Source organism: Streptomyces sp. NBC_00775, assembly GCF_036347135.1.
GTDB lineage: Bacteria > Actinomycetota > Actinomycetes > Streptomycetales > Streptomycetaceae > Streptomyces > Streptomyces lutosisoli.
Genome location: NZ_CP108938.1, coordinates 8,556,568 through 8,581,303 on the forward strand (window position 1 = coordinate 8,556,568; position 24,736 = coordinate 8,581,303).

Annotated in this window: 21 protein-coding genes; 9 read left to right on the forward strand and 12 right to left on the reverse strand. The window is 70.9% G+C overall.

The window, feature by feature from the left end:
• Nucleotides 1-100: 100 nt before the first annotated feature.
• Together OIC96_RS37990 and OIC96_RS37995 are read right to left on the reverse strand one after the other, a co-directional pair.
• On the reverse strand, nucleotides 101-517 hold the full coding sequence (locus OIC96_RS37990; RefSeq protein ID WP_330303482.1) for a hypothetical protein: 417 nt from the start codon (nucleotides 515-517) through the stop codon (nucleotides 101-103).
• A gap of 176 nt (nucleotides 518-693) precedes the next feature.
• Nucleotides 694-1,902: a S8 family peptidase gene (locus OIC96_RS37995; protein WP_330303481.1), complete on the reverse strand. Its 1,209-nt coding sequence runs from the start codon at nucleotides 1,900-1,902 to the stop codon at nucleotides 694-696.
• Nucleotides 1,903-2,211: 309 nt separating this feature from the next.
• On the opposite strand from OIC96_RS37995, the gene OIC96_RS38000 reads away from it, so the two are divergent.
• Nucleotides 2,212-3,021 carry an SGNH/GDSL hydrolase family protein gene (locus OIC96_RS38000; protein ID WP_330303480.1) on the forward strand — a complete coding sequence of 270 codons (810 nt, stop codon included), beginning with the start codon at nucleotides 2,212-2,214 and terminating at the stop codon, nucleotides 3,019-3,021.
• Nucleotides 3,022-3,033: 12 nt separating this feature from the next.
• On the opposite strand, the gene OIC96_RS38005 is transcribed toward OIC96_RS38000, so the two are convergent.
• The 4 genes from OIC96_RS38005 to OIC96_RS38020 form a co-directional block, all read right to left on the reverse strand.
• Nucleotides 3,034-4,704, reverse strand: a complete 1,671-nt coding sequence (locus OIC96_RS38005) for a serine/threonine-protein kinase (protein ID WP_330303479.1) — start codon at nucleotides 4,702-4,704, stop codon at nucleotides 3,034-3,036.
• Nucleotides 4,705-4,749: 45 nt separating this feature from the next.
• A complete protein-coding gene (locus OIC96_RS38010; protein WP_330310036.1) occupies nucleotides 4,750-6,462 on the reverse strand; it encodes an urease accessory protein UreH domain-containing protein in 1,713 nt (570 codons plus the stop codon).
• Between the two features lie 23 nt (nucleotides 6,463-6,485).
• Complete coding sequence (locus OIC96_RS38015; protein ID WP_330303478.1) at nucleotides 6,486-8,084, reverse strand: tetratricopeptide repeat protein; 1,599 nt, start codon at nucleotides 8,082-8,084, stop codon at nucleotides 6,486-6,488.
• 109 nt (nucleotides 8,085-8,193) lie between these two features.
• Nucleotides 8,194-9,732, reverse strand: a complete 1,539-nt coding sequence (locus tag OIC96_RS38020) for a DUF4331 domain-containing protein (protein WP_330303477.1) — start codon at nucleotides 9,730-9,732, stop codon at nucleotides 8,194-8,196.
• Between the two features lie 261 nt (nucleotides 9,733-9,993).
• On the opposite strand from OIC96_RS38020, the gene OIC96_RS38025 reads away from it, so the two are divergent.
• From OIC96_RS38025 to OIC96_RS38035, 3 genes are all read left to right on the forward strand, one after another.
• Nucleotides 9,994-10,536 (forward strand): sigma-70 family RNA polymerase sigma factor, encoded by a 543-nt coding sequence (locus OIC96_RS38025; protein WP_327427574.1) that lies wholly within the window; start codon nucleotides 9,994-9,996, stop codon nucleotides 10,534-10,536.
• A complete protein-coding gene (locus tag OIC96_RS38030) occupies nucleotides 10,533-11,348 on the forward strand; it encodes an anti-sigma factor (protein ID WP_330303476.1) in 816 nt (271 codons plus the stop codon). Before OIC96_RS38025 ends, OIC96_RS38030 begins: the two co-directional genes overlap by 4 nt.
• A gap of 115 nt (nucleotides 11,349-11,463) precedes the next feature.
• A complete protein-coding gene (locus OIC96_RS38035) occupies nucleotides 11,464-11,733 on the forward strand; it encodes a hypothetical protein (protein WP_327427572.1) in 270 nt (89 codons plus the stop codon).
• A 237-nt stretch (nucleotides 11,734-11,970) separates the two neighbouring features.
• On the opposite strand, the gene OIC96_RS38040 is transcribed toward OIC96_RS38035, so the two are convergent.
• The 3 genes from OIC96_RS38040 to OIC96_RS38050 all read right to left on the reverse strand — a co-directional run bounded on the left by OIC96_RS38040 (nucleotide 11,971) and on the right by OIC96_RS38050 (nucleotide 15,009).
• Nucleotides 11,971-13,191 (reverse strand): CaiB/BaiF CoA transferase family protein, encoded by a 1,221-nt coding sequence (locus tag OIC96_RS38040; RefSeq protein WP_330303475.1) that lies wholly within the window; start codon nucleotides 13,189-13,191, stop codon nucleotides 11,971-11,973.
• An 82-nt stretch (nucleotides 13,192-13,273) separates the two neighbouring features.
• Nucleotides 13,274-14,056, reverse strand: coding sequence for an ABC transporter permease (locus OIC96_RS38045; protein ID WP_330303474.1), 783 nt, complete (start codon nucleotides 14,054-14,056; stop codon nucleotides 13,274-13,276).
• Nucleotides 14,053-15,009 carry an ATP-binding cassette domain-containing protein gene (locus OIC96_RS38050; RefSeq protein ID WP_330303473.1) on the reverse strand — a complete coding sequence of 319 codons (957 nt, stop codon included), beginning with the start codon at nucleotides 15,007-15,009 and terminating at the stop codon, nucleotides 14,053-14,055. The genes OIC96_RS38045 and OIC96_RS38050 overlap by 4 nt, the downstream gene beginning before the upstream one ends.
• Before the next feature lie 63 nt (nucleotides 15,010-15,072).
• On the opposite strand from OIC96_RS38050, the gene OIC96_RS38055 reads away from it, so the two are divergent.
• Nucleotides 15,073-15,786, forward strand: coding sequence for a TetR/AcrR family transcriptional regulator (locus tag OIC96_RS38055; RefSeq protein ID WP_330303472.1), 714 nt, complete (start codon nucleotides 15,073-15,075; stop codon nucleotides 15,784-15,786).
• A 33-nt stretch (nucleotides 15,787-15,819) separates the two neighbouring features.
• On the opposite strand, the gene OIC96_RS38060 is transcribed toward OIC96_RS38055, so the two are convergent.
• The 3 genes from OIC96_RS38060 to hmgA are packed head-to-tail and all read right to left on the reverse strand — an operon-like array spanning nucleotide 15,820 to nucleotide 19,182.
• Nucleotides 15,820-17,001 (reverse strand): type ISP restriction/modification enzyme, encoded by a 1,182-nt coding sequence (locus OIC96_RS38060; protein WP_330303471.1) that lies wholly within the window; start codon nucleotides 16,999-17,001, stop codon nucleotides 15,820-15,822.
• A gap of 41 nt (nucleotides 17,002-17,042) precedes the next feature.
• A complete protein-coding gene (locus OIC96_RS38065) occupies nucleotides 17,043-17,792 on the reverse strand; it encodes a GntR family transcriptional regulator (RefSeq protein WP_330303470.1) in 750 nt (249 codons plus the stop codon).
• Between the two features lie 49 nt (nucleotides 17,793-17,841).
• Entirely contained in the window at nucleotides 17,842-19,182 is a 1,341-nt protein-coding gene (gene hmgA, locus OIC96_RS38070) for a homogentisate 1,2-dioxygenase (RefSeq protein ID WP_330303469.1), read from the reverse strand.
• 257 nt (nucleotides 19,183-19,439) lie between these two features.
• Between hmgA and OIC96_RS38075 the strand changes: the two genes are divergently transcribed.
• The 4 genes from OIC96_RS38075 to OIC96_RS38090 all read left to right on the forward strand — a co-directional run bounded on the left by OIC96_RS38075 (nucleotide 19,440) and on the right by OIC96_RS38090 (nucleotide 24,653).
• Nucleotides 19,440-20,045, forward strand: a complete 606-nt coding sequence (locus OIC96_RS38075) for a nuclear transport factor 2 family protein (RefSeq protein ID WP_330303468.1) — start codon at nucleotides 19,440-19,442, stop codon at nucleotides 20,043-20,045.
• Nucleotides 20,042-20,659 carry a TetR/AcrR family transcriptional regulator gene (locus OIC96_RS38080; RefSeq protein ID WP_330303467.1) on the forward strand — a complete coding sequence of 206 codons (618 nt, stop codon included), beginning with the start codon at nucleotides 20,042-20,044 and terminating at the stop codon, nucleotides 20,657-20,659. The genes OIC96_RS38075 and OIC96_RS38080 overlap by 4 nt, the downstream gene beginning before the upstream one ends.
• Before the next feature lie 162 nt (nucleotides 20,660-20,821).
• Nucleotides 20,822-23,080, forward strand: coding sequence for a molybdopterin oxidoreductase family protein (locus OIC96_RS38085; protein ID WP_330303466.1), 2,259 nt, complete (start codon nucleotides 20,822-20,824; stop codon nucleotides 23,078-23,080).
• Between the two features lie 154 nt (nucleotides 23,081-23,234).
• Nucleotides 23,235-24,653 (forward strand): CitMHS family transporter, encoded by a 1,419-nt coding sequence (locus OIC96_RS38090; RefSeq protein ID WP_330303465.1) that lies wholly within the window; start codon nucleotides 23,235-23,237, stop codon nucleotides 24,651-24,653.
• Nucleotides 24,654-24,736 lie beyond the last annotated feature (83 nt).

Genomic DNA, 24,736 nt, shown 5'->3' on the forward strand with positions numbered 1-24,736 from the left:
GATGGACCGATGCGGGTGAGATGTACGACGGTATTGATGAATGAGACCGTATGGCAAGACCTGGAACGAGGCCTCACGTTTTTGTTGGTTTGGCCGTTACCTAATGACTCGAACGGATTTTCCTCATCCGTTTGAGGATCATTAGCAGCAGAATGAGACAGCTGATCACGGTCACGGCCGTGACGCCGCCGCCGACCGACCACCTGTGCACGGCGAGCATGCCCTGGGCCACCAGCATGTCGACCGCGACCGCGCCCGCGACCGACGCCAGGACACGGCCGAAGGGTTCCAGCCCGCGCAGCGTGGCCGCGATGGCGGCCGACGGCGCCGCGAGCAGGAAGAACAACGTGAACGGGCCGCGCAGCGGTGAGTCCACGTCGGCGAGCGCGAGGATCGCGCCGACCACCGCGACCACGGTCGCGGCACCCGCGAGCAGCGGCAGCAGATCCCTCCCGGGCTCCTGTTCTGGCCGCTCCGGGCTGTCTGATGAAGGTGTCTTGATACGTATGGTCTGCATTGGCGACTTTGCCCCCCGACGCGCCGGATGCCGGGCCTCAATGTCGCGCAGCGGGCCGGGGGCCGTCAAGACGCGGAAGCCGGTCTTGGCAGCTCTTGCGGGACTTCAAACACGCGTTCCCCGGAGGCGCCGGCTGCCTCCGGGGAACTGCCGTTCAGATCAAGCGAGTTGACGTGCTACGAGACGATCTTGAGGAGCTTGTTCGGTGAACCGGTACCCGCGCTGGTGACCACGCCCGAGGTCGCGCCGTTCACCAGGGCCGTGGCGACCTGGGCCGGGGTGGCCGAGGTGTGGCCCGCGAGGTAGACGGCTGCCGCGCCCGCGACGTGCGGGGTGGCCATCGATGTACCGGAGAGTGTCGCGGTGGCGGTGTCGCTGGTGTTGTAGCCCGCCAGGATCGAGACGCCCGGGGCGAAGATGTCGAGCACCGAGCCGTAGTTGGACCAGCTCGCCTTCGCGTCCGTGCTGCTGGTGGCGCCGACGGTGATCGCGGTGGAGACCCGGGCGGGGGAGTACGAGGAGGCGTTGGCCCCGCTGTTGCCCGCCGCGATCGCGTAGGTCACGCCGCTGGCGATGGAGTTCGCCACGGCCGTGTCCAGCGAGGTGGAGGCGGAACCGCCGAGTGACATGTTGGCGACCGCCGGTGTGGTGTGGTTCGCGGTCACCCAGTCGATTCCGGCGATGACGCCCGCGGTGGTGCCGGAGCCGCTGTTGTCGAGCACCCGCACGGCCACGATGCTCGCCTTCTTGGCGACACCGTAGGTCGTGCCCGCGATGGTGGTGGCCACATGGGTGCCGTGACCGTTGCCGTCCGAGGCGGTGGTGTCGCCGTCCACGGCGTCATAGCCGTACGAGGCCCGGCCGCTGATCTGCGTGTGCGTGATGCGGACGCCGGTGTCGATGACGTACGCCGTCACGCCGCTGCCCGCCGTGTCCGGGTAGGTGTACGTGCCGGACAGCGGCAGCGCCGCCTGGTCGATGCGGTCCAGGCCCCAGGGGGCGCTGGACTGTGTGGTGTCGGTCAGGTGCACCGTCTGGTTCTGCTCGACGGAGGCCACCGCCGGGTCGGCGGCGAGTCTCTTGGCCTCGGTGGCCGAGAGGTTGGCCGTGTAGCCGTTCAGCGCGGTACCGAACGTCTTCTTCACCGTGCCGCCGTACTCGTTGATCAGGCCCTTGCCCGCGCTCGACGCGGCCTTGATGCCGGCGCCCTTCTTGAGCGTGACGATGTAACTGCCCTTGATCGCTGTGGGGGAGTTGGCGGCGAGCACCTTGCCCTCGGCCGGGGCGGCCTGGGCGGGGAGTGCGGTGAATCCGCCCAGAAGGGCGGCGGTCGCCACGGAGGTGATGGCGGCGATCCGGATCTTCTTGCTACGCAGCTGTGCCATTACGAGGGAGTCCTCCTCAAGGCGGCGCGCGCGTGAGTGGCGCGCGCTGTGGGGGTGCGCGAAGGGTCGTGCGCACGGCCCCGGAGTGTTGCGTTCCCCCAGGGCCGAGTAAAGAGTCGGTCATGAACGGGTGTTGCTCAAGGGAGTTGACGCCTTGTCACGAACCTGTCATGGGCACGCAATCAGACCCACGGGCAACCCACAGGGTCGACTCCGGTAAGTGCCGAAAAGTCTTGGCATGGACACTTCCAGTCAACACGCGTAGCTGGTACGAAAGTTGTGGCAGAGATCCTGCTAAAGGGAGGTTCCATGAGACGTTCCCGAATTACGGCATACGTGACCTCGCTCCTCCTCGCCGTCGGCCTCGCCCTCACCGGGGCGGCGACGGCGCAGGCGTCCGGGGCCGCCGCGGCCACCGGGTATGTGGCCCTCGGCGACTCCTACTCCTCCGGTGTCGGCGCGGGCAGTTACATCAGCTCCAGCGGCGACTGCGACCGCAGTACAAAGGCCTACCCCTACCTCTGGGCGGCCGCGCATTCACCCTCGTCGTTCGACTTCACCGCCTGCTCCGGCGCCCGTACGGGTGATGTCACGGCGAACCAACTGGGCCCGCTCAGCTCCTCCACCGGCCTGGTGTCCATCAGCATCGGCGGCAACGACGCGGGCTTCTCCGACGTCATGACGACGTGTGTGCTCCAGTCCGAGAGCACCTGCCTCGCACGGATCGCCACCGCGAAGGCATACGTCGACTCGACGCTCCCCGGCCAACTCGACACCGTCTACTCGGCGATCAGCGCGAAGGCCCCGGCCGCCCATGTGGTCGTGCTGGGTTACCCCCGGTTCTACAAGCTGAGCGGCTCCTGCGTGGCAGGCCTCTCGGACACCAAGCGGGCCGCGATCAACGGCGCGGCCGACTACCTGGACAGCGCGATCGCCAAGCGCGCCGCCGACCATGGATTCACCTTCGGCGACGTAAGGGGCACCTTCACCGGTCACGAGATCTGCTCGGGCGACGCCTGGCTGCACAGCCTCAACTGGCTGAACATCGGCGAGTCGTACCACCCGACCGCGTCCGGCCACTCCGGCGGCTATCTGCCCGTCTTCAGCGGCGTGGCCTGATCACCCTTCTCTCTATGGTGATGTGGAAGCGGAGGCCCCGTCCGTCGGGGTCTCCGTCGCGCAAGTGATCGAGAACGGCACGGAGTTGGACGTCGAGTGCACCGGGGACCGGACCTCGACACTGATCTCGTTCTGGAAGGTCCCGCTCGTGTCGTACGTGGTCGCCACGACCGTCTTCTGCTGCGTCTTGCCGCCGTTCGCCGGGAACGAGAGCGTCTTCCAGCCCGGATCGGTCACGTCACCCGTCTTCGTCACCCAGCGGTACTCGACGTCCACCGGCACGCGGCCCACCGTGAACGTCGCGGTGAAGGAGGGCGCCTGGGCGGAGGGCGGCGGGCAGGCGCCGGAGTAGTCGGTGCGCTGACCCGTGACCGTCACACTCACCGACTGCGCCGGCGGGGTGGTGGTCTTCTGGCCGCCACCGGGGGCGCTGGTGGGCGGACTTCCGCCGGTCGCGCCGGCGCTGCCGGTCCCGCTGTCGCTGTGTTCCGTGCTCGAACCCCCGCCGACCGCCCCGTTGTTGGAACCGCTGCTGCTGCTCGTGTTGTTGCCCTGACCGCCGTCTCCGTTGTCGCGGTTCAGCAGGGCGTACGTCAGTCCGGCGAGGGCGAGCGCGAGCGCGACCAGGCCCGCGATCAGGACGACGGCGGCGCGGCGGTTGCGGGCGGGCTCGGGCGGCGTGGCCGACGCCGGAGTCCTGGCCGTCGGGTCGTACGGTCCGTGGGGACCCGTGGGCACCGGCGGTCCCGATGGCCCCGATGGCCCCGATGGTCCCATCCGAGGCTGGCCGAACGCGGCGAGCGTCGGTGCGTCGGGGGTCGGGGGCACCGGACCCAGGGGCGTGGTGGGTGTGGTGCCGCCCGCGGCCACGAGCCGCAGATCGTGCTCGGCCTGCTCGGCACTCGTCCGCTCGGCCGGATCCTTGGCGAGCAGCCCCTCGATGACCGGGGCGAGAGGCCCCGCACGGCGCGGTGTCGGCAGCGGCTCGTCGACGATGGCCCGCAGGGTGCTCAGCGGAGTGTTCTGGCGGAAGGGCGAGTTGCCCTCGACCGCCGCGTAAAGGAGCACTCCGAGGGACCACAGGTCCGACTCGGGCCCTGGCGTGCGGCCCAACGCCCGCTCGGGAGCGAGGAATTCGGGCGAACCGATGACCTCGCCGGTCATGGTCAGCGCGGAACTGCCCTCGACCATCGCGATACCGAAGTCCGTGAGGACGATCCGCCCGTCGTTCGCGATCAGGACATTGCCCGGTTTCACATCGCGGTGCAGGACACCCGCCTCGTGCGCGGCACGCAGCGCGGCGAGCACCTCGGCACCGATGTGCGCGGCACGCCGCGGCGGCAACGGGCCCTCGGCGTCCAGCAGATCGGAGAGGGCGAGCCCGCGGACCAGCTCCATCACGATCCACGGGCGGCCGTCCTCGGCGGCCACGTCGTACACCGTCACCACATTGCGGTTCGAGATCCGGGCGGCCGCCCACGCCTCCCGCTCCAGGCGCGCGTACATCCGCTCGACCTCGTGCGCCGGAATTCCGGCCGGGGCGCGGACCTCCTTCACCGCGACCTCGCGCTGCAACACCTCGTCGCGGGCGCGCCACACCGTTCCCATGCCACCCTCGCCCAAGGGCGACAGGAGGCGGTAGCGCCCCGCGATCACACGTTCACTGCCCGGATCTTCGGACACGTGCGTCCCCCATTCGCATCCGCGCGATTTCTCCACAAAAGTAGCTCAACCGAGTACGGATGCCGCCCCCCTGAACACCAATCCAGCCCCAAGGGCTACGACGACCAACGCCGATCCCAGAGGTGCGGTCCTGCGGATCAGGACCGCGGTTCGCCCCTCGGCCCAGCGTGGGCGCCTGGCCAGGGCCCGGGTCATCCCGCCGCCCAGCTTGACGACGGCGAACCCGGCCGCCGTGAGCGTGAGGGCGAGCCCGACGCCGTACGCGAGGACGAGGAGAAAGCCGAACCACGCCTGTCCCAGGGCCGCGGCGCCGACGAGCACGACCACGGCGGAGGGACTGGGCACGAGCCCGCCGGCGAAGCCCAGGAGGATCGTGCCGCGGACGGTGGGGGCGATGGAGTGGGTGTGGGTGAAGCCGCCGTGGGTGTGTTCGAGGGTGGGGGAGTGGGTGTGAGGGCTGGGTGTGTGGGTGTGTTCCAGGGGCGGTGTGTGGGGGGTGCTGTGACCGGTCGTCTCCGCGGAGGCGTGGGCGTGCGCCAGCACCAGGGGGCGTTCGTGCTGTTCGGCGTGCTGGTGCGACTGGTCCCCGTGCTCGTGCTCGTGGTCGTGTGTGTGGCTGTGCGCGTGACCGTGGTCGTGCGTGTGGCCGTGATCGTGTCCGTGGTCGTGGCCTTCGCCGTGCGCGTGCGTGTGGCCCGACCCGCGGATGTGCCCGTGCCCGTGCGTACGGTTGCGCCAGACCCGGCGTACCAGCGTCGCGCCCGCGATCGTCACCAGGACGCCGCTCGCCATGCCGAGCCAGGCGATCACGGAGGGCGCCGCGGCCGAACCGGCCGTGACCAGGAGGCCGAGCGCGACCACGCCCAGGGTGTGGGTGACCGTCACCGACGCGGCCAGCGGCAGGACGTCGCGCAGGCCTGCCCGGCCGCCCCGGGCCGCGGCCGTCGCGGCCATCAGGGTCTTGCCGTGGCCCGGCGCGAGTGCGTGCAGCGCGCCCAGGGCGACAGCGATGACCAGGGCCAGCGCGGCGAAACCGAAGGTGAGGTCGTGGCGGGCCACGAGGTTGTTCAGGGCCTCGGTCCAGCGGTCGGCGCCGCGCGGCAGTACGGAGGCGGCCGGCGCGTCACGCCGCTCCTCGACGAGGGCGGGGCCGCCGGGGCGGATCCGCAGGGACGCGGTCGCGGTGTCGGCCGGTGAGGAGAGCAGCGCCTTCGGGTAGGTGGTCAGCTCCTGGGACACCGACTTCTTCGGTACGTCCGACGAGGTGAGTGTCATCCGGTCGCCGCGCGCGGTGATCTCGCGCCAGCCGGGCCCCCGGTCCGCCCCGGCGCTGTGGAAGCCCACGGCAAGGGTGCCCTTCTTCGGCAGCGACGCCGTCAACTCGCACTCCACGCGCAGGGTGTTGAGCCCCGCCTGCCCGGGCCGTACGCGCGCGTGGCTCGCGCCGACCGTGAGCGGTACCTCGCGCCCGCCGACGGTGACCTTGCTGCCGTTCGCGGCCGACGCGCAGCGCTGCCGGGCCCACTCGGTCATACCGAGCTTCTGGATGCCGGGCTTGGCCTGCGTGGCCGGGATCTCCGCGAGGTCCTCGACATGGCCGACCCGCAGCTGCCCGGGGGCGGCGACGAGCCCGTCGTACCGGTTGACGGTGAAGTTCCCCAGCGGATGCGCGCTCGCGTGCCCGGTGGGGACGAGCACGAGCGCGCAGGCGGCGGAGAAGACGGCCGCGCAGGAGGCGAACAGCCGACGGGCCCGCACCGCGCGGCCTCCAGTGCTACGGGTCACTTGACGGCCTCCAGAGCCTTACGGGCCTCACGGGCGCCCAGCGGTGAGAAGCCCGGGTTGAGGTCGAGGGCCGACTTCAGTGAGGCGCGGGCCTCCTTCGTGTGACCGGTGGCGCGCTCGATCACGCCGCGGTGATAGAGGAAGGACGCGTTGCGGTAGCCGGTGGCCGTGGCCTCGCGGGCGTACGGCAGGGCCTCCGCGTCGCGGCCGTTCACGTGCAGCGCCCAGGCGAGGGCGTCCGCGGTGTGCACGGTGTGGCGGCGGGCCCATTCGGCGCGGGCCGCCTTGAGCGCGGCCTTGCGGTCGCCGTGGTCGGCGGCGGCCAGGGCGGTGTCGAGGTCGGCGTTGACACCGTTGGCGCGGGCGATCGAGACCCAGGCGTTGACCAGGGAGTACTGCTCGCGGGCCTTCTGGGCGTCGCCCGCCTTGCCGCGCGCCTCGTACAACTCGCCCAGTTCGACGAGGGGCTGGGGCAGCGGATAGCGGTCCACGATCTGCTCCATGCCGCGGATCGCCGCCGCGCGGTCGCCCTGTGCCGCCTGGGCGCGGGCGCGGCCTTCGAGCGCGGGAAGGTAGGTGTCGTCGGCGGCGAGGGCGCGTGCGTAGTACATGAGGGCGGTGTCGTAGTCGCCCTGGTTCCAGGCGAGCTGGCCGAGCGCGGTCGCCACGTACGAGACGTCGCCGCGGGTGCTCGCCGTGCTGAGCGCCAGCTCGAGGACCCGGCGGGCGGTCTTCACGTCGCCGCGCAGTTCGCGCACATAGGCGTAGCGCGTGAAGACGGGCACGCCCGGGCGGCGTGAGTCGGCCACCTCGGCGGCCTTCGACGCGTCGTCGTAGCGCCCGAGTTCGACGAGTGCGTCGATGCGGGAGGAGAGGGCGCGCTCGCTGTAGGGGTTCTCCTTCAGGACCCGGTCCGCGTACTTCAGGGCGCCGGTGAAGTCGTGCCGCGCCGCGGCGAGGGCCGCGCGTCCCGCGAGCGCGGATTCGTTGCCGGGGCGCAGCTTCAGGGAGCGGTCGAGCGCCTGTTGCGCCTGCGGATAGCGGGAGGGGTCGCCCTTCGTGCGGGCCTGCTCCACGTAGGCGAGTCCAAGCGTCGCCCAGCCGCCGAAGTCCTTGGGCTGGGTCCGCAGATGGGCCTGCAGGGCCGTGATGCTCGCGTCCAGATCCCCACTGGCGAGCAACTGCGGCGATATGCCGCTGGAAGCGGAGGCGACCGTGGAGGTTCCGCCGTTGCCGCCGTCCCGGACGGCCCCGAGCACGACGGCGCCCGCCGTCATGGCGACCGCCAACGCGGTGGCGCAGAAGGCGAGTTGGACGCCCCGCCAGCGACGCCCGGACGTGGACAGCCGGCGGACGGCGGCGACGCGCTCGTCGTCGGACACCTCCGTGACGCGCGCAGAGTCGCTGGGCGCATCCGTGGCTCCCGCGGAATCGCCCGGCACCTCCGTGGCTCCGGTGGATTCGCCGGGCACCGCCATGGCCCCCTCGGAGTCGCCGGGCGCGCTCGTGGTGTCCACGGCGTCCGCCTCGGGCGTGGCGACCGACGGCTCGCCGCGTTCGCTCTCCGGCGCGCTCTCGTTCGTACGCGGGGACATGCCCTCTCCTCAAAGTCCTTGGCGGAAACGGTCGTTGTGGGGGGTGGGGGCGGCGCGGCCCGCGCCGTGGGGGATGGACAAGTGCGGGCCGCGCCAGTCATGAGCCGGGTCAGTAGGCCCGGTTGTGCATCCGCCGGCGCCACCACAGCAGGCCGGTGGAGATCAGCAGGAACCCGGCCGCGCCCGCCGCCGCGGAGGCCGCGATCAGCGTGGTGTCGGTGCCGCCGCCGGTGGAACCCGCGGGCTTCAGCGCGTCACCGAGCTGGTTGCGCACGTCGGTCCCGCTGGTCGTGCCCTTGGCGAGCGCTCCGCGCGAACCCGAGGTCGGCTCGGCCACGTACGGGAAGTACTTCTCGAACTTCTTGTCGTTCTTGTCGACCGCGTCGCCCAAGTCGTTCTTGGAACCGACCAGTTCACCCTCGACGACCTGGAGCGAGGCGTCGATCACGTCGTCGGTGAGCCGACGTCCGTTCGGGAAGCCCGCGTTGTCGCCGTCGAGCACACCGAGCCGCTTGGGATGCATGCTGGGCTTGATCGAGGTGTTGAGCCGCAGCTCCTCGGCCGGGCGGACGTTGGGCGGCTGGTTGAGGCCCTTGACGCCCTTCAGGAACACGTCGACCAGGTCGTTCCTGGGCTCCGCCGGCGCCTTGATCTTGTAGATCGCCTCGATGAGCTTCGGCAGCTCCGGGTTGGTCACGTTCTTCAGGAACTGGGCGTCGTTCCAGGGCGCGGACGCGTTGAACTTGTCCTTGTCCTTCTGCGGGTTGACGACCTCGTTGACCAGCGGCATGCCGAGCCGGGAGACCTGGGTCCAGTCGCCGTGCGCGTCCTTGCGCTGGGTGGTGGACCAGATGCCGACGACCGGCTGTCCGGCCGACTCACGGATCATGTCGTTGGGCACCTGGAGGGCTATCGAGTTGACGTTGTAGCCCTTGAGGGTGTCCCGCCCGACCTCGGTCAGGTTCCCGCCGTACAGCAGGTCGAAGACGCGCAGGTCCAGGAAGAACGGGTCGTCCGCCTGCCCCGCGAACGTGGTCGAGCCGCCCGTGAGCTTGTACACGGCCTGGTCGCGCAGCTTGCCGTAGTCCGGCATCGACGCCTTGCCGACGTTGGACGGGGCCACCGGGATGTCGTCCGCGACCTTGGTCCGCGACACCAGCTTCTGGTTGTGCAGCCGCAGCAGATCGATGTCGTACGTCTGCGTGATGTTCAGGTCGGGGTCGTCGAGGCTGGTGACCGGACCCGTGTTGTAGAGGAAGGTGTCGCCGTTCTTGCGGTGCGTCTTGAAGGTGTAGCGGTAGACCAACTCGCCTTGCGCGTCACCGTCGTTGTCGATGTGGATGTCGTACTGGGCGTCGTCGGCGAACGTGTAGAAGTTCGGGCCGCCGGCGGGTTCCTCGAAGGGGATCCAGTTCGCCACGATCGTCGTCGTGTTGGGCTTGTCGGGGCTCACGAACGCGTACACGTCCGTGTTGTCGTACTGGGGCTGCCCCGAGATGAGCGGGGCCTCCCGGTGGCTGGAGGCGGAGGCCGCCCCCGGTTCCAGCGCGGTCACGCCGGCGGCTGCGAGCCCCCCGGCGGCCAGCGCACCACAGACGAGGGTCGCGAGACTCCTGCGTCCCGCGCCACTCCTGGAGATAGGTGTCATGCCGTCCGTCCTCACGTCCAATTGCCTGACGCACGCCATTCGGAGCGGTCGCCGGGGTGGATTGGTCGAATCCCAAACGTCTTTACGGCGGCCCGCCCCGCTTGTTTCATCGACGAGCGCGTTTGTTCGACGACGGCCTCACATCTCTCTGGTGCCGGACCCGCGTTTTCGGTTCGCTGATCCGTAACCCCATCCGTGGGCACGCTCGCTGCGAACACGTCAGTGAAAGGACGGGCCGTGCGCGGCCGGAGAGGGGGACGGGTGGAGGCGGACGAACTTCTGGTGCTCGTGGCCGGAGGCGACCAGAAGGCATTCGAGGAGCTGTACGGACTGGTGTCCGGGCCGGTGTTCGGACTGGTGCGCCGTGTGGTCCGGGACCCGGCACAGACGGAGGAGGTGGCCCAGGAAGTGCTGCTCGAACTCTGGCGTTCCGCGGCGCGGTTCGACCCCGGGCGCGGCAGCGCCCTGTCCTGGATCCTCACCCTCGCGCACCGCCGCGCCGTCGACCGGGTCCGCAGCGCCCGCGCGGCCACCGAACGCGAGCAGCGCGAGGGGCGGCGGGCCCATCACCCCGCCTTCGACCAGGTCGCCGAGGAGGTCGAGGCCGGACTCGAACGCGAATGGGTGCGCCGCTGTCTCGACCGGCTCACCGCCCTGCAACGCCAGTCCGTCACCCTCGCCTACTACGACGGCTACACGTACCGTGAAGTCGCCGAACGGCTCTCCCTGCCCCTCGGCACCGTCAAAACCCGTATGCGTGACGGCCTGACCCGCCTGCGCGAGTGCCTGGGAGGTGCCGCATGAGCGCCCTCGACCGCCTGCTCCGCCGCGATCTGCACTCGCTCGCCGCCCCCTACGCGCTCGACGCTCTCGAACCCGACGAACGCCGCCGCTTCGAACGGCATCTGCGGGGCTGCCCGCGCTGCACCGCCGAGGTGCGCGCTCTCGCCGAGGACGCCCTGCGCCTCGCGTGGTCGACGGCGGCTCCGGCGCCGGCCGCGCTGCGCGACCGGGTCCTGAGCGCCGTACGGACAACTCCGCAGGAGACGCCCGCGCAGGAGGCGCCCCGGGCGCACGCGGGCCACCCGCCTGTGCGTGCGCGGGCAGACCGGCAGCCCTCACGCGCGCGTGCCCCCCGTTTCCGCCCCCTTCTCGCGCCGCTGGCCACCACCACGGCCGCCGCGGCCCTCGTCGTCGCCTCCCTGTTCGCCGTACAGGCGACGCACACTCAGGACAAGCTGGACCAGGAGCGCGCCCAGGCACGTGAGATCGCCCACGTTCTCGCGGCGCCCGACGCGCGCGCCACCGGTGAACGGGACGCACAGGGCCGTGGAATCGGAGTTGTCGCCTCCGCATCGGAGCGGCGCGCCGTCGTGACGGTGAGCGGACTCGGCACCCCCTCCGGAGGGCGTGTGCATCAGCTGTGGCTCATGCGCCCCAACGAGAATCCGCGTTCCCTGGGTCTCTTCGACGGCGACACGCCCCTGGTCGCGAGCGGACTGAATACTAACGCCACGTCACTCGCTGTGACCGTCGAGCCTCACGGTGGGTCAGAGCAGCCCACGACCACACCAGTTGTCCAACTCGCCCTGGAATCGGTTGGATTCGGAGAGTAATCGTCAACACCCTTACAGGGAAGGTGAATCCTGTGCCCGCGATACACGAGTGCCACGAGGGAGCGATAGGGTTAGCCTGCCCGGGCCGGGTGGACTCGTACGGGTGGGGAGTGACATGGAACAGATAACGGTGCGCAGCAGGGCACGTGTCCCTGCGATCACTTGCGGGAGCAGCGCGACCAGTTCGCGCCTCGACCGCCATCTCGCGGTGCTGGGCGGCCCTGCCATCCCGCAGCGCGAAACGGCCGAGGCGACGTCGCTGATGCGTGAGCTCACCGCGCGTGACACCGCGCACGAGAGCAGCGGCAGGGGCGCGCGAGTGAGGCGGGTCTCGCTCTTCGCACCGCTGAAGCGGCTGCGCCGTTCGCTGTTCGGCGGCCGCTGAGCAGCGGTCGGCACCGGCTTTCCACGACCCGCGCTCCGGCGGTCCCATCGATCCGGCGCAGCGCTGCACTTCCGCGTCCGCCATCCCCACGGCAGGCAGCGGCGCCGGGTGGGCCCCGGCGGGGCGCGGGTCGTCATGCTCCATGCTCCCCCGCACGCCCTACGGTCCCCGCGCACGCTCGGCGGTCACTCCTCACGCCGAGCGGCCTGGGCCGCGCCCCCATGGTCCACCCCGTGTTCAGCGGGCCACCCCGTCCCGCAGCAACCCCGCGATCTCCGCGTCCGTCATCCCCAGCGCCCGCAACACCACCCCGGTGTGCTCCCCGAGCCTCGGGACGGCCCCCATCCGCGCCTCCTCCCCACCCGGCAGCGTGATCGGCGGCAGCAGCGCCCGCAGCGGCCCCGCCGGTGACCCCACCTCCCGCCACCGGTCCCTGGCCGCCAGCTGCGGATGCTCCGCCACCTCCCGTACGTCCCTCAGCCGCGCGCACGCGATGCCCGCCCCCTCCAGCCGGGCCACGGCCTCGTCGGCGCCGAGCGCGGCAAGGGTCTTCGCCACCACGGCATCGACGCGCTCACGGTTCCCGACCCGCGCCGCGTTCGTCGCGTACGCCGGATCGTCCGCCAACTCCGGGTGGCCCAGCACCTGTTGGGCGAGCCGGCGCCACTCCCGGTCGTTCTGCACCGACAGCAGCACCCGCCCGCCGTCCGCCGTCGGATAGGCGTCGTACGGCACGATGACGGCGTGCGCGAGAGCCGTGCGCGCCGGGGGTGTTCCTCCGTGCATCGCATGGTGCAGGGGATGCCCCATCCACTCGGCGAGCGCGTCCAGCATCGACACCTCCACCGGGCCCCCGCGCCCGGTCGTACCGCGCCGCACCAGCGCCGCGAGCACCCCGGAGAAGGCGTACATGGCCGCCGCGATGTCCGCCGCCGGAATCCCCGCCTTCACCGGCTGCTCAGGCGTCCCCGTCACCGACACCAGCCCCGCCTCGCACTGCACGAGCATGTCGTACGCGCGTTTGGCGGCGTACGGTCCCGACGCCCCGTACCCCGAGATGTCCACGGCGATCAGCCGCGGATGGTCGCCGCACAGCGTCGCCGCGTCCAGCCCCAGCCGGGCCGCGGCACCCTGGGCGAGGTTCTGCACGAACACGTCCGCGTCGGCGACGAGACGGCGCACGACGTCGAGCCCGCGCGGGTCCTTCAGATCGAGGGCGATGGACTCCTTGCCCCGGTTGCACCACACGAAGTGCGAGGCCAGTCCGGCGGCCGCGGTGTCGTAGCCGCGGGCGAAGTCCCCGCCGTCGATCCGCTCGACCTTGATGACCCGGGCGCCGAGATCGGCGAGCTGCCGGGTGGCGAAGGGCGCGGCGACGGCCTGCTCGACGGCGACGACGGTGATGCCCTCCAGGGGCAGCGGCTGGGTCCGCGGGTGTGGCTGCATGCCGTGGATCATGGCCTGTGCATAACACCTTTGTCATGCATGGATGTTGACGGGGCGATCTTGAGGGGCCGTTTTCCGGCGTCGGACAGGCCGGTCACCGTCCGCCCGTCGCGTAGCGGCGGACGGCGAGCGGCAGGAAGACCGCGATCAGCGCGGCGCACCACGCCAGGGATCCGGCGACGGGGTGTGCCACCGGCCAGGCGGCTCCCTGGGGCACGGGTGCGTTCCCGAACAGGTCCCGCAGGGCCGTGGTCACCGCGCTGATCGGGTTCCACTCGGCGATCGTGCGCAGCCAGCCGGGCAGATTGCCGGTGGGGATGTAGGCGTTGGACAGCAGCGGAAGCATGAACGTCGCACTGCCCAGTTGTCCGGCCGCCTCCTCGCTCCGGGAGAGGAGGCCGAGGAAGATCCCGACCCAGGTGGTCGCGAACCGGAACAGCAGCAACAGCCCGATCGCGCCGGCCGCCTGCGGTGCCGACCCCTCGATCCGCCATCCCACCGCGAGTCCGACGAGCAGGAAGGGAACCGTTCCCGCCGCCGTGACGACCAGATCCGCGACCGCCTGCCCCAGCGGCACGGCCGCCCGGCTCATCGGCAGCGTACGGAAGCGGTCCATCACGCCCCGGTGCGAGTCCTGGGCGGCCTGGAACATCCCGGTCATGATCCCGTTGGCGGCGGTCGCCACCAGCAGCCCCGGTACGAGGAAGGCCCGGTACTCCTCGCCGGGCATCGCCAGCGCGCTGCCGAACACGTAGCCGAAGAACAGCAGCATGGTGACCGGCATGGTCTGGGTGAGGATCAGCAGGCCCGGGTTGTGCCGGATCCGCCGCAGCTGACGGCCCAGCATCGCGCCGCCGTCGTACGCCAACGTGCTCATGTCACCAGCTCCTTGTGGTCGGTGCGGTTCTCGGTCAGACGGAGGAAGACGTCGTCGAGGGTCGGTGGACGCAGGCTCGCGTCGAGCAACGGAACGCCCGCGGCGTCGAGTTCACGGACGAGCTGGGGGAGCGTCAGCGTCGGATCGGCGGTGACGGCGCCCACCGCGTGCCGTTCACGGTCGAACGTGGGCTCGCTGCCGGTGAGTTGGTCCAGGACGGCGGCCGCGCCGGGCAGCGCGTCCGCGTGGGCGACGACCACCTCCGCGTACGAACCGATGAGCGACTTGAGTTCGGCGGGCGAGCCGGTGTGGGCGACCCTGCCGCGGTCCATGAGCGCGATGTCGTCGGCCAGCTGGTCGGCCTCCTCCAGGTACTGCGTGGTCAGCAGCACGGTCGTGCCCTCGTCCTTGAGTGCGCGCACGGCCTCCCAGATCTGGTTGCGGCTCGCCGGGTCGAGCCCGGTGGTGGGCTCGTCCAGGAAGAGCACGGCGGGGCGGCGGATCAGACTCGCCGCCAGGTCGAGGCGACGCCGCATACCGCCCGAGTAGCTTGACGCCGGCCGGTCGGCGGCCTCGGTCAGCCCGAAGCGGTCGAGGAGGTCGGCGGCCCGTGCGCCGGCGTCCCGCATCCGGTGCAGCCTCGCGAACAGCCGCAGGTTCTCGCGCCCGGTCAGATCGCCGTCGACCGAGGCGTACTGCCCGGCGACCCCGATGCTCCGACGGACCGCTGCCGCCTCCCGTACGAGATCGTGTCCGGCGACACGCGCGGACCCCGTGTCGGGCCGCAGCAGGGTGGTGAGCAGTCGTACGGCCGTGGTCTTGCCCGCGCCGTTCGGCCCGAGCAGCCCGCAGACCGTGCCCTGCGCCACGGCCAGGTCGAGGCCGCGCAGGGCATGGACATCCCCGAAGTGTTTCTCCAGACCCTCACTAAGTACAGCGTACGTAGTAGTCATGGGGTGACCATAGCGCACTGCGTACGGTGTACGTAACTAGGATGGTCGCGAGGTGATCGACCAATGGCAGGGCGCAACGCCGTACCCGAAGTGATCTGGGCCCGTCCCGAACGCGCGGGCCGTGGTCCGCGGCCGGCGTACAGCCGCGCGGACATCGCGGCCGCCGCCGTGCGGATCGCGGACGCGGAGGGACTCGACGCGGTCTCGATGCGGCGGGTGGCCGCCGAGCTGGGCTGCGGCACGATGTCGCTCTACAACTACGTGCCGCGCAAGGAGGACCTGTCCGAGCTGATGGTCGACGCCATCAGCGGCGAGCACGAACCCTGGGAGCCCTCGGGCGACTGGCGCGCCGACATGCTCAGGGTCGCCCATCAGACCCGCGCCCTCATGCACCGCCACCCCTGGCTGCCGCGCCTGATGTCCCCGGTCTACGGCTTCAGCCCCAACGCCCTGCGCTACCTGGAGCACTGCCTGACCTGCCTCGACCCGCTCGACGCGCCGTACGGCACGAAGTTCGAGCTCATCGCGATGCTCAACGGGGTCGTCACGACGTACGTCGGCAACGAGCTGGCCACCGCCGAACGCGCCCGCTCCCTGCCCTGGTCGGAGGAGCAGGAGAACGCGATGCGGATCGCCTACCTCGGCGGCCAGGTGGCGACCGGCGCGTATCCGCGCATGGCGGCGGCCTTCATGGAGGACGCCGGGCCGATCGACCTGGAGGCGGTGTTCGAGCGGGCCCTGGGACGGGTCCTGGACGCGTTCGAACCGAAGGGCTAGGCGCCCGGAACGGCACGAAGGGGTGAACGAAGGCTAGATCAGCGCGAACTGCCCTTCCGGGCCCTCTTCATGGTGATCGAGTACGGAGGCGGGCCGCCGCGCCGTGTCCGGCACCGGAAGCACGCCCGCCGTGCGCAGCTCGGCCCGCGTGATCGGCGACCCGATCGTCAATTCGGCCTGCTGAGGCCGGAGTTCCGCGAGCAGCGCCAGCACCGTGACGAGTTCGAGGAGCTCGGACGTCCAGGCCTGCGGCCAGGTGGACGGCCGGATCGCCTCCAGGGTGCCCTGCTCGGGCGGCTCGGTCCTGGCCGCGAACCACTGCTCCAGCACGCGCACTCCGCCCACCTCGAAGTCCCAGGCCTCGGGCGGTACGGGCGAGATGCGGCCCTCGTCGAGGTGAAGGGCCTCCTCGTCGCGGTCGTAGTGCGGGGCGAGGGGCCGGGCGGGCAGCGGGGCGCGGACGTAGGGGCGGCGGCCGCCGGGGAGCTTGGGGCGCTCGCCGTCGCGTCGCATCAGCCACAGCATCCGGCGGCCCAACTCGACGCCGTACGCCCATACTTCGGGGTCGGCGGTGAGCGGCACAGCGCATCCGTCCCGTCCCGGCCGTGCCGCCGCCAGTGTCCAGGCGAGGACGTCGACCGGTTCGGGGGAGTGCCCGAGGCGCGTGCCGAGGTGGTCCAGCAGGCCGGGCGCCAGGTTCGGTTCGAGGCCGCCGGGGCGCCGGTAGAGGGGGCGGATCCGGCCGCCGCGACCGGCGCTCAGCGGCAGGGCGGAGGCGACCAGCAGCGCCGGCCCCGACGCGTCGGGCACCACCGTCTGCTCGACCGCGAACACCTGACGCTCATCGGCCACCCGCCACAACTCGGGGCGCGCCGCGTCGATCAGCCGGTGGTCGGGAATCAGCCATTGCTCGTCGAAGGGGCCGTGCAGGACGCGTACCGGCTCCGGACAGGGACCCGACTCACGCGCCAGACGGGCGGTTCCGCTCGACTGCCCCGGCAGCTGGCCGACGGCCGAATGCGTCGTGCGCGAGCGCGTCGGGCCGAACAGCGCCTCACGGTCCGGCCCTTCGGCCTTGAGCAGGGCGTCCCAGCGCGTCTTCAGGGACGCGGTGTCGGGAGCCGTCGGCCACCCCCGGCCCAGCCTCGGCGGTGCGACGGACCACGGCATGAGGTCCGCGAGCAGCGGAGCGTCGTCGTGCGTCACGCTCGGCATCGTACGACGAGAGCGCCGCCCGCTGTCCTCGTACGGCATCGTCAGTGGGCGTCGAGGGTGACCGTGAAGGAGAAGCGGTCACCGCGGTAGTGGATGCGGGCCACGTCCAGGGCGCGGCCGTCCTCGCCGTGCACGATGCCCGTGTAGTGCAGGATCGGGCTGAGCAGCGGGACTTGGAGCAGTCGCGCGGTCTCCGGGTCCGCGAGCCGGGCCTCCACCGTGTCGGTGATCCGGCTGATGCGGACGCCCACCACGTCCCGCAGCACCTTGGTCATGGGCCAGCGCACCAGGTCCTCCGGGTCGATCAGCGCCGCCAGTTCGGGACGCACGTAGTTGCGCGCGTGGTTCGTCGGCTCGCCCGTCTTCTCGTCGCTGCGCAGCCGGTGGTACGTCCCCAACTCGGCCAGATCCGGGAAGTACTCGGCGAGTTCCGCGGACACCGGAACCGTGCCGTGGTCCAGCAGCTCGGTCGTCATACCCGACTGCTGGGCCACGATCGCGTCCACCGAGCCGAGCAGCCGCACGGGAGCGCCGCGCCGCGCGCTCGGCTCGATGAACGTGCCCCGCCGGCGATGGCGTGTGATGAGCCCCTCGTCCTCCAGCTCCTTGAGCGCCTGCCGCATGGTCAGCACACTCACCCCGTAGTGCCCGGCCAGCTGCTCCTCGGTGGGCAGGCGCAGCGGGTCCTGGGGCGAGCGGCCGAGTATCGAGGCACGCAGGGACTGCGAGACCTGATACCAGAGCGGCAGCTTGCGGTTCAGGATGATCGAATCCGGGGCGAAGGAGGTCACGAGGGTATCCGTACCGGTCGCGGGCCTTGAATGCAACGGGCGGTGAATCTCAGTCCAGCGGGCGGAAGTGCCGCTGGAGGCCCTGCCACACGTCGTCGTACGCCTGCTGCAGATGCTCCGCCCGGGCCGCCTGAACCGTCGCGGTCACCGGCCAGCGCGTCTCGAACATGAAGGCGAGCCCGTCGTCGATCTTCTGCGGGCGCAGCTCCGCGGCGCTCGCCCGGTCGAAGGTCTCCCGGTCCGGACCGTGCGCCGACATCATGTTGTGCAGCGAACCACCGCCCGGAACGAAGCCCTCCGCCTTCGCGTCGTACGCGCCCTCGATGAGCCCCATGTACTCGCTCATCACATTCCGGTGGAAGTACGGCGGCCGGAACGTGTCCTCACCCACCAGCCAGCGCGGAGCGAAGACGACGAAGTCGACGCCGGCCAGGCCCGGGGTGTCCGACGGGGACGTCAGCACCGTGAAGATCGACGGGTCCGGGTGGTCGTAGCTGATGGTGCCGATCACATTGAAACGGCGCAGGTCATAGACGTACGGCACATGGTTGCCGTGCCAGGCGACCACGTCCAGCGGCGAATGGCCGTACGTCGCCCGCCAGAGGTTGCCGCAGAACTTGTTCACCACCTCGACCGGGCCCTCGACGTCCTCGTACGCGGCGACCGGCGCGAGGAAGTCACGGGCGTTGGCGAGGCCGTTGGCGCCGATCGGACCGAGGTCGGGCAGCCGGAACGGCGCCCCATAGTTCTCGCACACATAACCCCGGGCGGTCGGGTTCTGCCCGCGATCGGACACATCGTCGAGGAGCTCCACACGGAAGCGGACACCACGAGGAATCAGCGCGACCTGGCCGGGCTCCACATGCAGCAGCCCGAACTCGGTGCGCAGCAGCAGCCCGCCGCGCTCCGGCACGATGAGCAGCTCGCCGTCGGCGTCGCTGAACACTCGGTCCATGGAGGAATTGGCGTGATACAGGTGCACCGCCATGCCGGTGCGCTGGGTCGCGTCCCCGTTGCCGCCGAGGGTCCACAGGCCGCCGAGGAAGTCCGTCCCCGCCGGGGGCTCGGGCAGCGGGTTCCAGCGCAGCCGGTTCGGGTCGGGCACGGTCTCCGTGAAGGGGGCCGTACGCAGGGCGCCGTTCTCGATGCGGGTGAACGCGGGGTGCGCGGCCGACGGGCGGATCCGGTACAGCCACGAACGCCGGTTGTACGCCCTCGGCTCGGTGAACGCCGTACCGCTCAGCTGCTCCGCGTACAGCCCGAGCGGCGCGCGCTGCGGCGAGTTGCGGCCGTGCGGCAGCGCCCCCGGGGCCGCCTCCGAGCTGTGTTCGTTGCCGAAACCGGAGAGGTAGGTCAGCCCCTCGGCCGTCTTCCTCGCGTCCCCGCTCATGATCGCTCCTTCGCGCCTGATTCCTATGCATCACCGTAGGATTCAGGTTTTCCCCGCGCAAGGGGTCGGCCGGGGGCACCGCACGGGATCGGCCACGGTCCACCACCAGGGACGGGCCGAAAACGCCGACCGGCGGGTACGGCGTACCCGGCGTATCCGACGTACCCGGCGTACTACTACCCAAGGACCGCTGTACGGCCCAAGAACCCGACTTCAGGGGGATCCGGCTGTCGGAGCGTTGTTCTACGCTCCCCGGCATGTGGTGGATGCGTGGACTGCTCGCCGCCCTCGCGGTCTGCGCCCTGCTCGGCGGATCGGTGGGCTGCGCTACCAGTGATGCGCACGAGCGGAGGGACGCAGCGTCGGCCTCGCCCGTGGGCAAGCTGCTGGACGAGATGGACGAGGAAGGGCGGCTTTACCGTGAGGTGGACAAGAAGGGTGCGCCGGAGGTCGCGATCGAGATCCAGCCCGACTCCGACGACAGCTGGGACGTCACGCTGACCGTCCACCACTTCCGCTTCTCGCCCGCCGGCACGCGATCCGTGCCGACGGCCGGACGGGGCATTGCCCACCTCTATCTGGACGGCCGGACCATCGCCCGGCTCCGCACCGCCGAGTACCACCTCGCCGGCGACCTCGTCCCGCGCGGCACCCACCACGTCACCGCGCGGCTGTACGCGGACGACGGCACCGTGTGGGCCGTCCACGGCAAGCCCGTCGAGAGCACCGCGGACATCACCGCGTCACCGGCCGGGGCGACCGCGACGCCGCCGGCGACACCCACGGTGACGATGAGCGAGACCGGCAATGGGGCCCGTACTGATACGGGAGGTTCACCGGACCCCGGCGGAAAGGCATCATGAAGCCCGTGCCCCATGCGACCTCGCTGCGCAGAGCGCCCGTACAACGGCGCAGTGCCGAACGACTGACCAGAATCCTCGACGCCTGCGCCGACCTCCTCGACGAGGTCGGCTACGACGACCTGAGCACCCGTGCCGTGGCCCAGCGGGCCGGCGTGCCCATCGGCTCCGTCTACCGTTTCTTCGGCAACAAGCGCGCGATGGCCGACGCGCTCGCCCAGCGCAACCTGGAGCGCTATGCCGAGCGCGTCACCGAGCGCCTCCGGGAGATGGAGGGCGGTGGCTGGCGTGCGGCCATGGACGCCGTGCTCGACGAATACCTCGCCATGAAACGCACCGCGCCCGGCTTCTCCCTTGTCGACTTCGGCAACCAGATCCCGGTCGGCTCCCGCTACTCCGAGCCCAACACCCGCGTGGCCGACCGCCTCACCGAACTGCTCTCCGGCTACCTCGACCGCACCCCCGACGAGGATCTCCGCCGTACCTTCCTGATCGCCGTGGAAACCGCCGACACCCTGGTCCACCTGGCCTTCCGGGTCGCGCCGGAAGGAGACGAGCGGATCATCGAGGAGACGCGCGAACTGCTGCGCGCCTATCTGGCCAGGGTTCTCGACTGAACCGTCCGAGCGGGGGTGAGCCGCACGGGCCGCTTACGCGGGGAATGAACCCCTCGCGAATTTCCGACCTCACCCCCGGAAGGCCCTCCCCGCCATGCCTACCGGTCGGTATGCTCGGCCCAGTCCGTGTGCCACCGCCGCCACCGCCCTCCGGGAGGACCCGTGTCCCGCACCTCCGGCACCACCCCCGACTCTCGCACCGCCGTGCGCGTCTGCCCCCTCTGCGAGGCGACCTGCGGGCTCACGCTCACCATCGAGGGCACCCGGGTGACCGGTGCCCGCGGCGACCGCGACGATGTGTTCAGCAAGGGGTTCATCTGCCCGAAGGGCGCCTCCTTCGGGGCCGTCGACGGCGACCCCGACCGGCTGCGCACACCCCTCATACGCGAGGCCGGCGAGCTGCGCGAAGCCACCTGGGAGGAGGCCTTCGACGCGGTGGCCGCGGGCCTGCGGCCGGTCGTCGAGCAGTACGGGCCGCATGCCGTAGGCATCGTCCTCGGCAACCCGAACGTGCACACCATGGCCGGCGCCCTCTACCCGCCCGTCCTGCTCTCCGCGCTGCGCACCCACAGCCTCTTCACCGCCTCCACGGTCGACCAGATGCCCAAGCACGTGTCGAGCGGACTGCTGTACGGCGACGCCAACGCGATCCCGGTACCGGACCTCGACCACACCGACCACCTCCTGCTCATCGGCGCCAACCCCCTGGAATCCAACGGGAGTCTGTGCACCGCCCCCGACTTCCCCGGCAAGCTCAAGGCCCTGCGGGCGCGCGGCGGCACCCTGACGGTCATCGACCCGCGCCGCACCCGCACGGCCAAGCTCGCCGACCGCCATGTGGCGATCCGCCCCGGCACCGACGCCCTGCTCCTCGCGGCGATGACCTACGTCCTCTTCGAGGAGAAGCTCGTCGACCTCGGCGCCCTCACCCCGCACGTCCAGGGCGTCGAGGAACTCGCCGACACCGTACGGGACTTCACCCCCGAGGCCGCGAGCGAGGCCTGTGACGTGGACGCCGGCACCATCCGGGCGCTGGCCCGCGAACTCGCCGCCGCGCCCACCGCCGCCGTCTACGGCCGCATCGGCAGCTGCACCGTCCCGCACGGCACCCTCGCCAGCTGGCTCGTCGACGTCCTCAACATCCTCACCGGCAACCTCGACCGGCCCGGCGGCGCCCTCTTCCCGCTGGCGGCCACCGACAGGACACCCCGCCCCGCCGGACCCGGCCACGGCTTCGCGCTCGGCCGCTGGCACAGCAGGGTGAGCCGCCACCCCGAGGCCAAGGGCGAACTGCCCCTGTCCGCCCTCGCGGAGGAGATCGACACCGCCACGCCGGAGGGCAGCCCGGTCCGCGCCCTCATCGCCGTCGCCGCCAACCCCGTACTTTCCGCCCCCGACGGCGACCGCCTCGACAAGGCGCTCGACTCGCTGGACTTCATGGTCAGCGTCGACCCCTACCTGAACGAGACCTCCCGCCACGCGGACGTCGTCCTGCCGCCGCCCCCGCCCTCGCAGAGCGCCCACCACGACTTCGCCTTCAACACCCTCGCCGTACGCAACCAGGTCCGCTACAACCGCCCGGCGGTCCCGCTGGAGCCGGGCCGCATGGCGGAGACCGAGATCCTCGCCCGGCTCGTCCTCGCCGCGACCGGCATGCACGGCGCCGACCCCTCCGCCGTGGACGCCATGGTCATCGACAGCACCCTGGGCAAGTCCGTCACCGAGGCATACGCACCGGTGCACGGCCGCGATCCGAAAGAACTCGCCGGCCTGCTCACTGGCGAGACCGGCGCCGAGCGGCGGCTCGACATGATGCTGCGCCTCGGCCCGTACGGCGACGGCTTCGGCGCCCGGCCCGACGGGCTGAGCCTGGCGAAGCTGCTCGCCCATCCGCACGGCATCGACCTCGGACCGCTGCGGCCCCGCCTGCCGCAGCCGCTGAAGACACCCAGCGGGAAGATCGAGCTGCTGCCGGCACCGATTGTCGACGATCTGCCGCGCCTGCGGGACGCGCTGCGCGAGCGCCCGGCGGCACTCGTGCTCGTCGGCCGCCGCCATCTGCGCTCCAACAACAGCTGGATGCACAACGTGCCCGCGCTCACCGGCGGCACCAACCGCTGCACCCTGCACATCCACCCCGACGACGCCGCACGCCTCGGCCTCACCGACGGGGCCGCCGTACGCGTCAAGGGAGCCGGGGGAGAGGTGACCGCCCCCGTGGAGGTCACGGACGCCGTACGGAGCGGGGTGGTGAGCCTCCCGCACGGCTGGGGACACAACCGCCCCGGCACCCGGATGAGCCACGCCGCCCTGGACCCGGGCGTCAACGTCAACCAGCTCCTCGACGGCTCGCTGCTCGACCCGCTGTCGGGCACGGCGGTCCTCAATGGCGTGCCCGTGGAGCTGGCGGCATGCCCCTAGAGGGCCATCGCTCACCGATACAAGGCTGTGACCTGGAGTTTTGCGCTTATTGCTCTCGTGTCAACATCTTGTTAACGCTTGCGAGCCCGACCTAACGTCATCGCACCGCCGGCCCTGGTGGGAGTTCAAGGGCGAACGTTAGGTATCCAAACTCATGCTGACCATCCTCGGCTTCACCATGATCGCGACCTTCCTGGTCCTGATCATGCTGAAGAAGATGTCGCCGATCGCGGCGCTCGTGCTGATTCCGGCACTCTTCTGTGTCTTCGTCGGAAAGGGCGCCAAGCTCGGTGACTACGTCATCGACGGCGTCACCAGTCTCGCGCCCACAGCGGCGATGCTGATGTTCGCGATCGTCTACTTCGGTGTGATGATCGACGTCGGTCTCTTCGACCCGATCGTCCGGGGGATCCTCAAGTTCTGCAAGGCCGATCCGCTGCGGATCGTGGTCGGCACGGCGGTCCTCGCCGCGATCGTCTCCCTCGACGGCGACGGCTCGACCACCTTCATGATCACGGTCTCGGCGATGTACCCGCTGTACAAGCGCCTGAAGATGAGCCTGGTCGTCATGACCGGTGTCGCCGCGATGGCCAACGGCGTGATGAACACCCTGCCGTGGGGCGGCCCGACCGCCCGCGCCGCGACCGCGCTGAAGCTCGACGCCAGCGACATCTTCGTGCCGATGATCCCGGCCCTCGCCGTCGGTCTGCTCGGTGTGTTCGCCCTCGCCTACGTTCTCGGCCGCCGCGAGCGCAAGCGGCTCGGCGTGCTGACGCTGGACGAGGTGCTGGAGCCGCAGGAGGCGGAGACGGTCCTGGTCGGCGCGGGCGGCTCGGGGACCGGTTCGGACAAGAAGGCCGCGCGTACGGGCGGTTCGGGCTCCGGCACGGACGCGGACGCCCCCGCGGCGGACTCCGCCGACGACGACGGCTTCCAGGGTCTCGACCCGAACCGCGCCACCCTGCGTCCCAAGCTCTACTGGTTCAACGCGCTCCTCACGGTCACCCTGCTCACCGCCATGATCATGGAGTGGCTGCCGATCCCGGTCCTCTTCCTGCTCGGCGCCGCGCTCGCGCTCACCGTCAACTTCCCGCACATGCCCGACCAGAAGGCCCGCCTCGGCGCCCACGCCGAGAACGTCCTCAACGTCTCCGGCATGGTCTTCGCCGCCGCCGTCTTCACCGGCGTCCTGACGGGCACCGGCATGGTCGACCACATGGCCAAGTGGCTGGTCTCCAACATCCCCGACGGCATGGGCCCGCACATGGCCTTCGTCACCGGCGTCCTGAGCATCCCGCTCACGTACTTCATGTCGAACGACGGCTTCTACTTCGGCATCCTCCCGGTCCTCGCCGAGGCAGGCCAGGCGCACGGCGTCTCGTCCCTGGAGATCGCCCGCGCCTCGCTCATCGGCCAGCCGCTGCACATGTCGAGCCCGCTCGTCCCGGCCGTCTACGTCCTGGTCGGCATGGCCAAGGTGGAGTTCGGCGACCACACCAGGTTCGTGGTGAAGTGGGCGGCGCTGACTTCGCTGGTGGTGCTCGGGGCCGGGATCCTGTTCGGCATCATCTGAGAGCCGCTGTCGGATGACGGCTTCCGATATCGGTCGCCCGTCATCCGCCATCCGTAGTCCGTCATCGCAGGGAGGGTGTCACT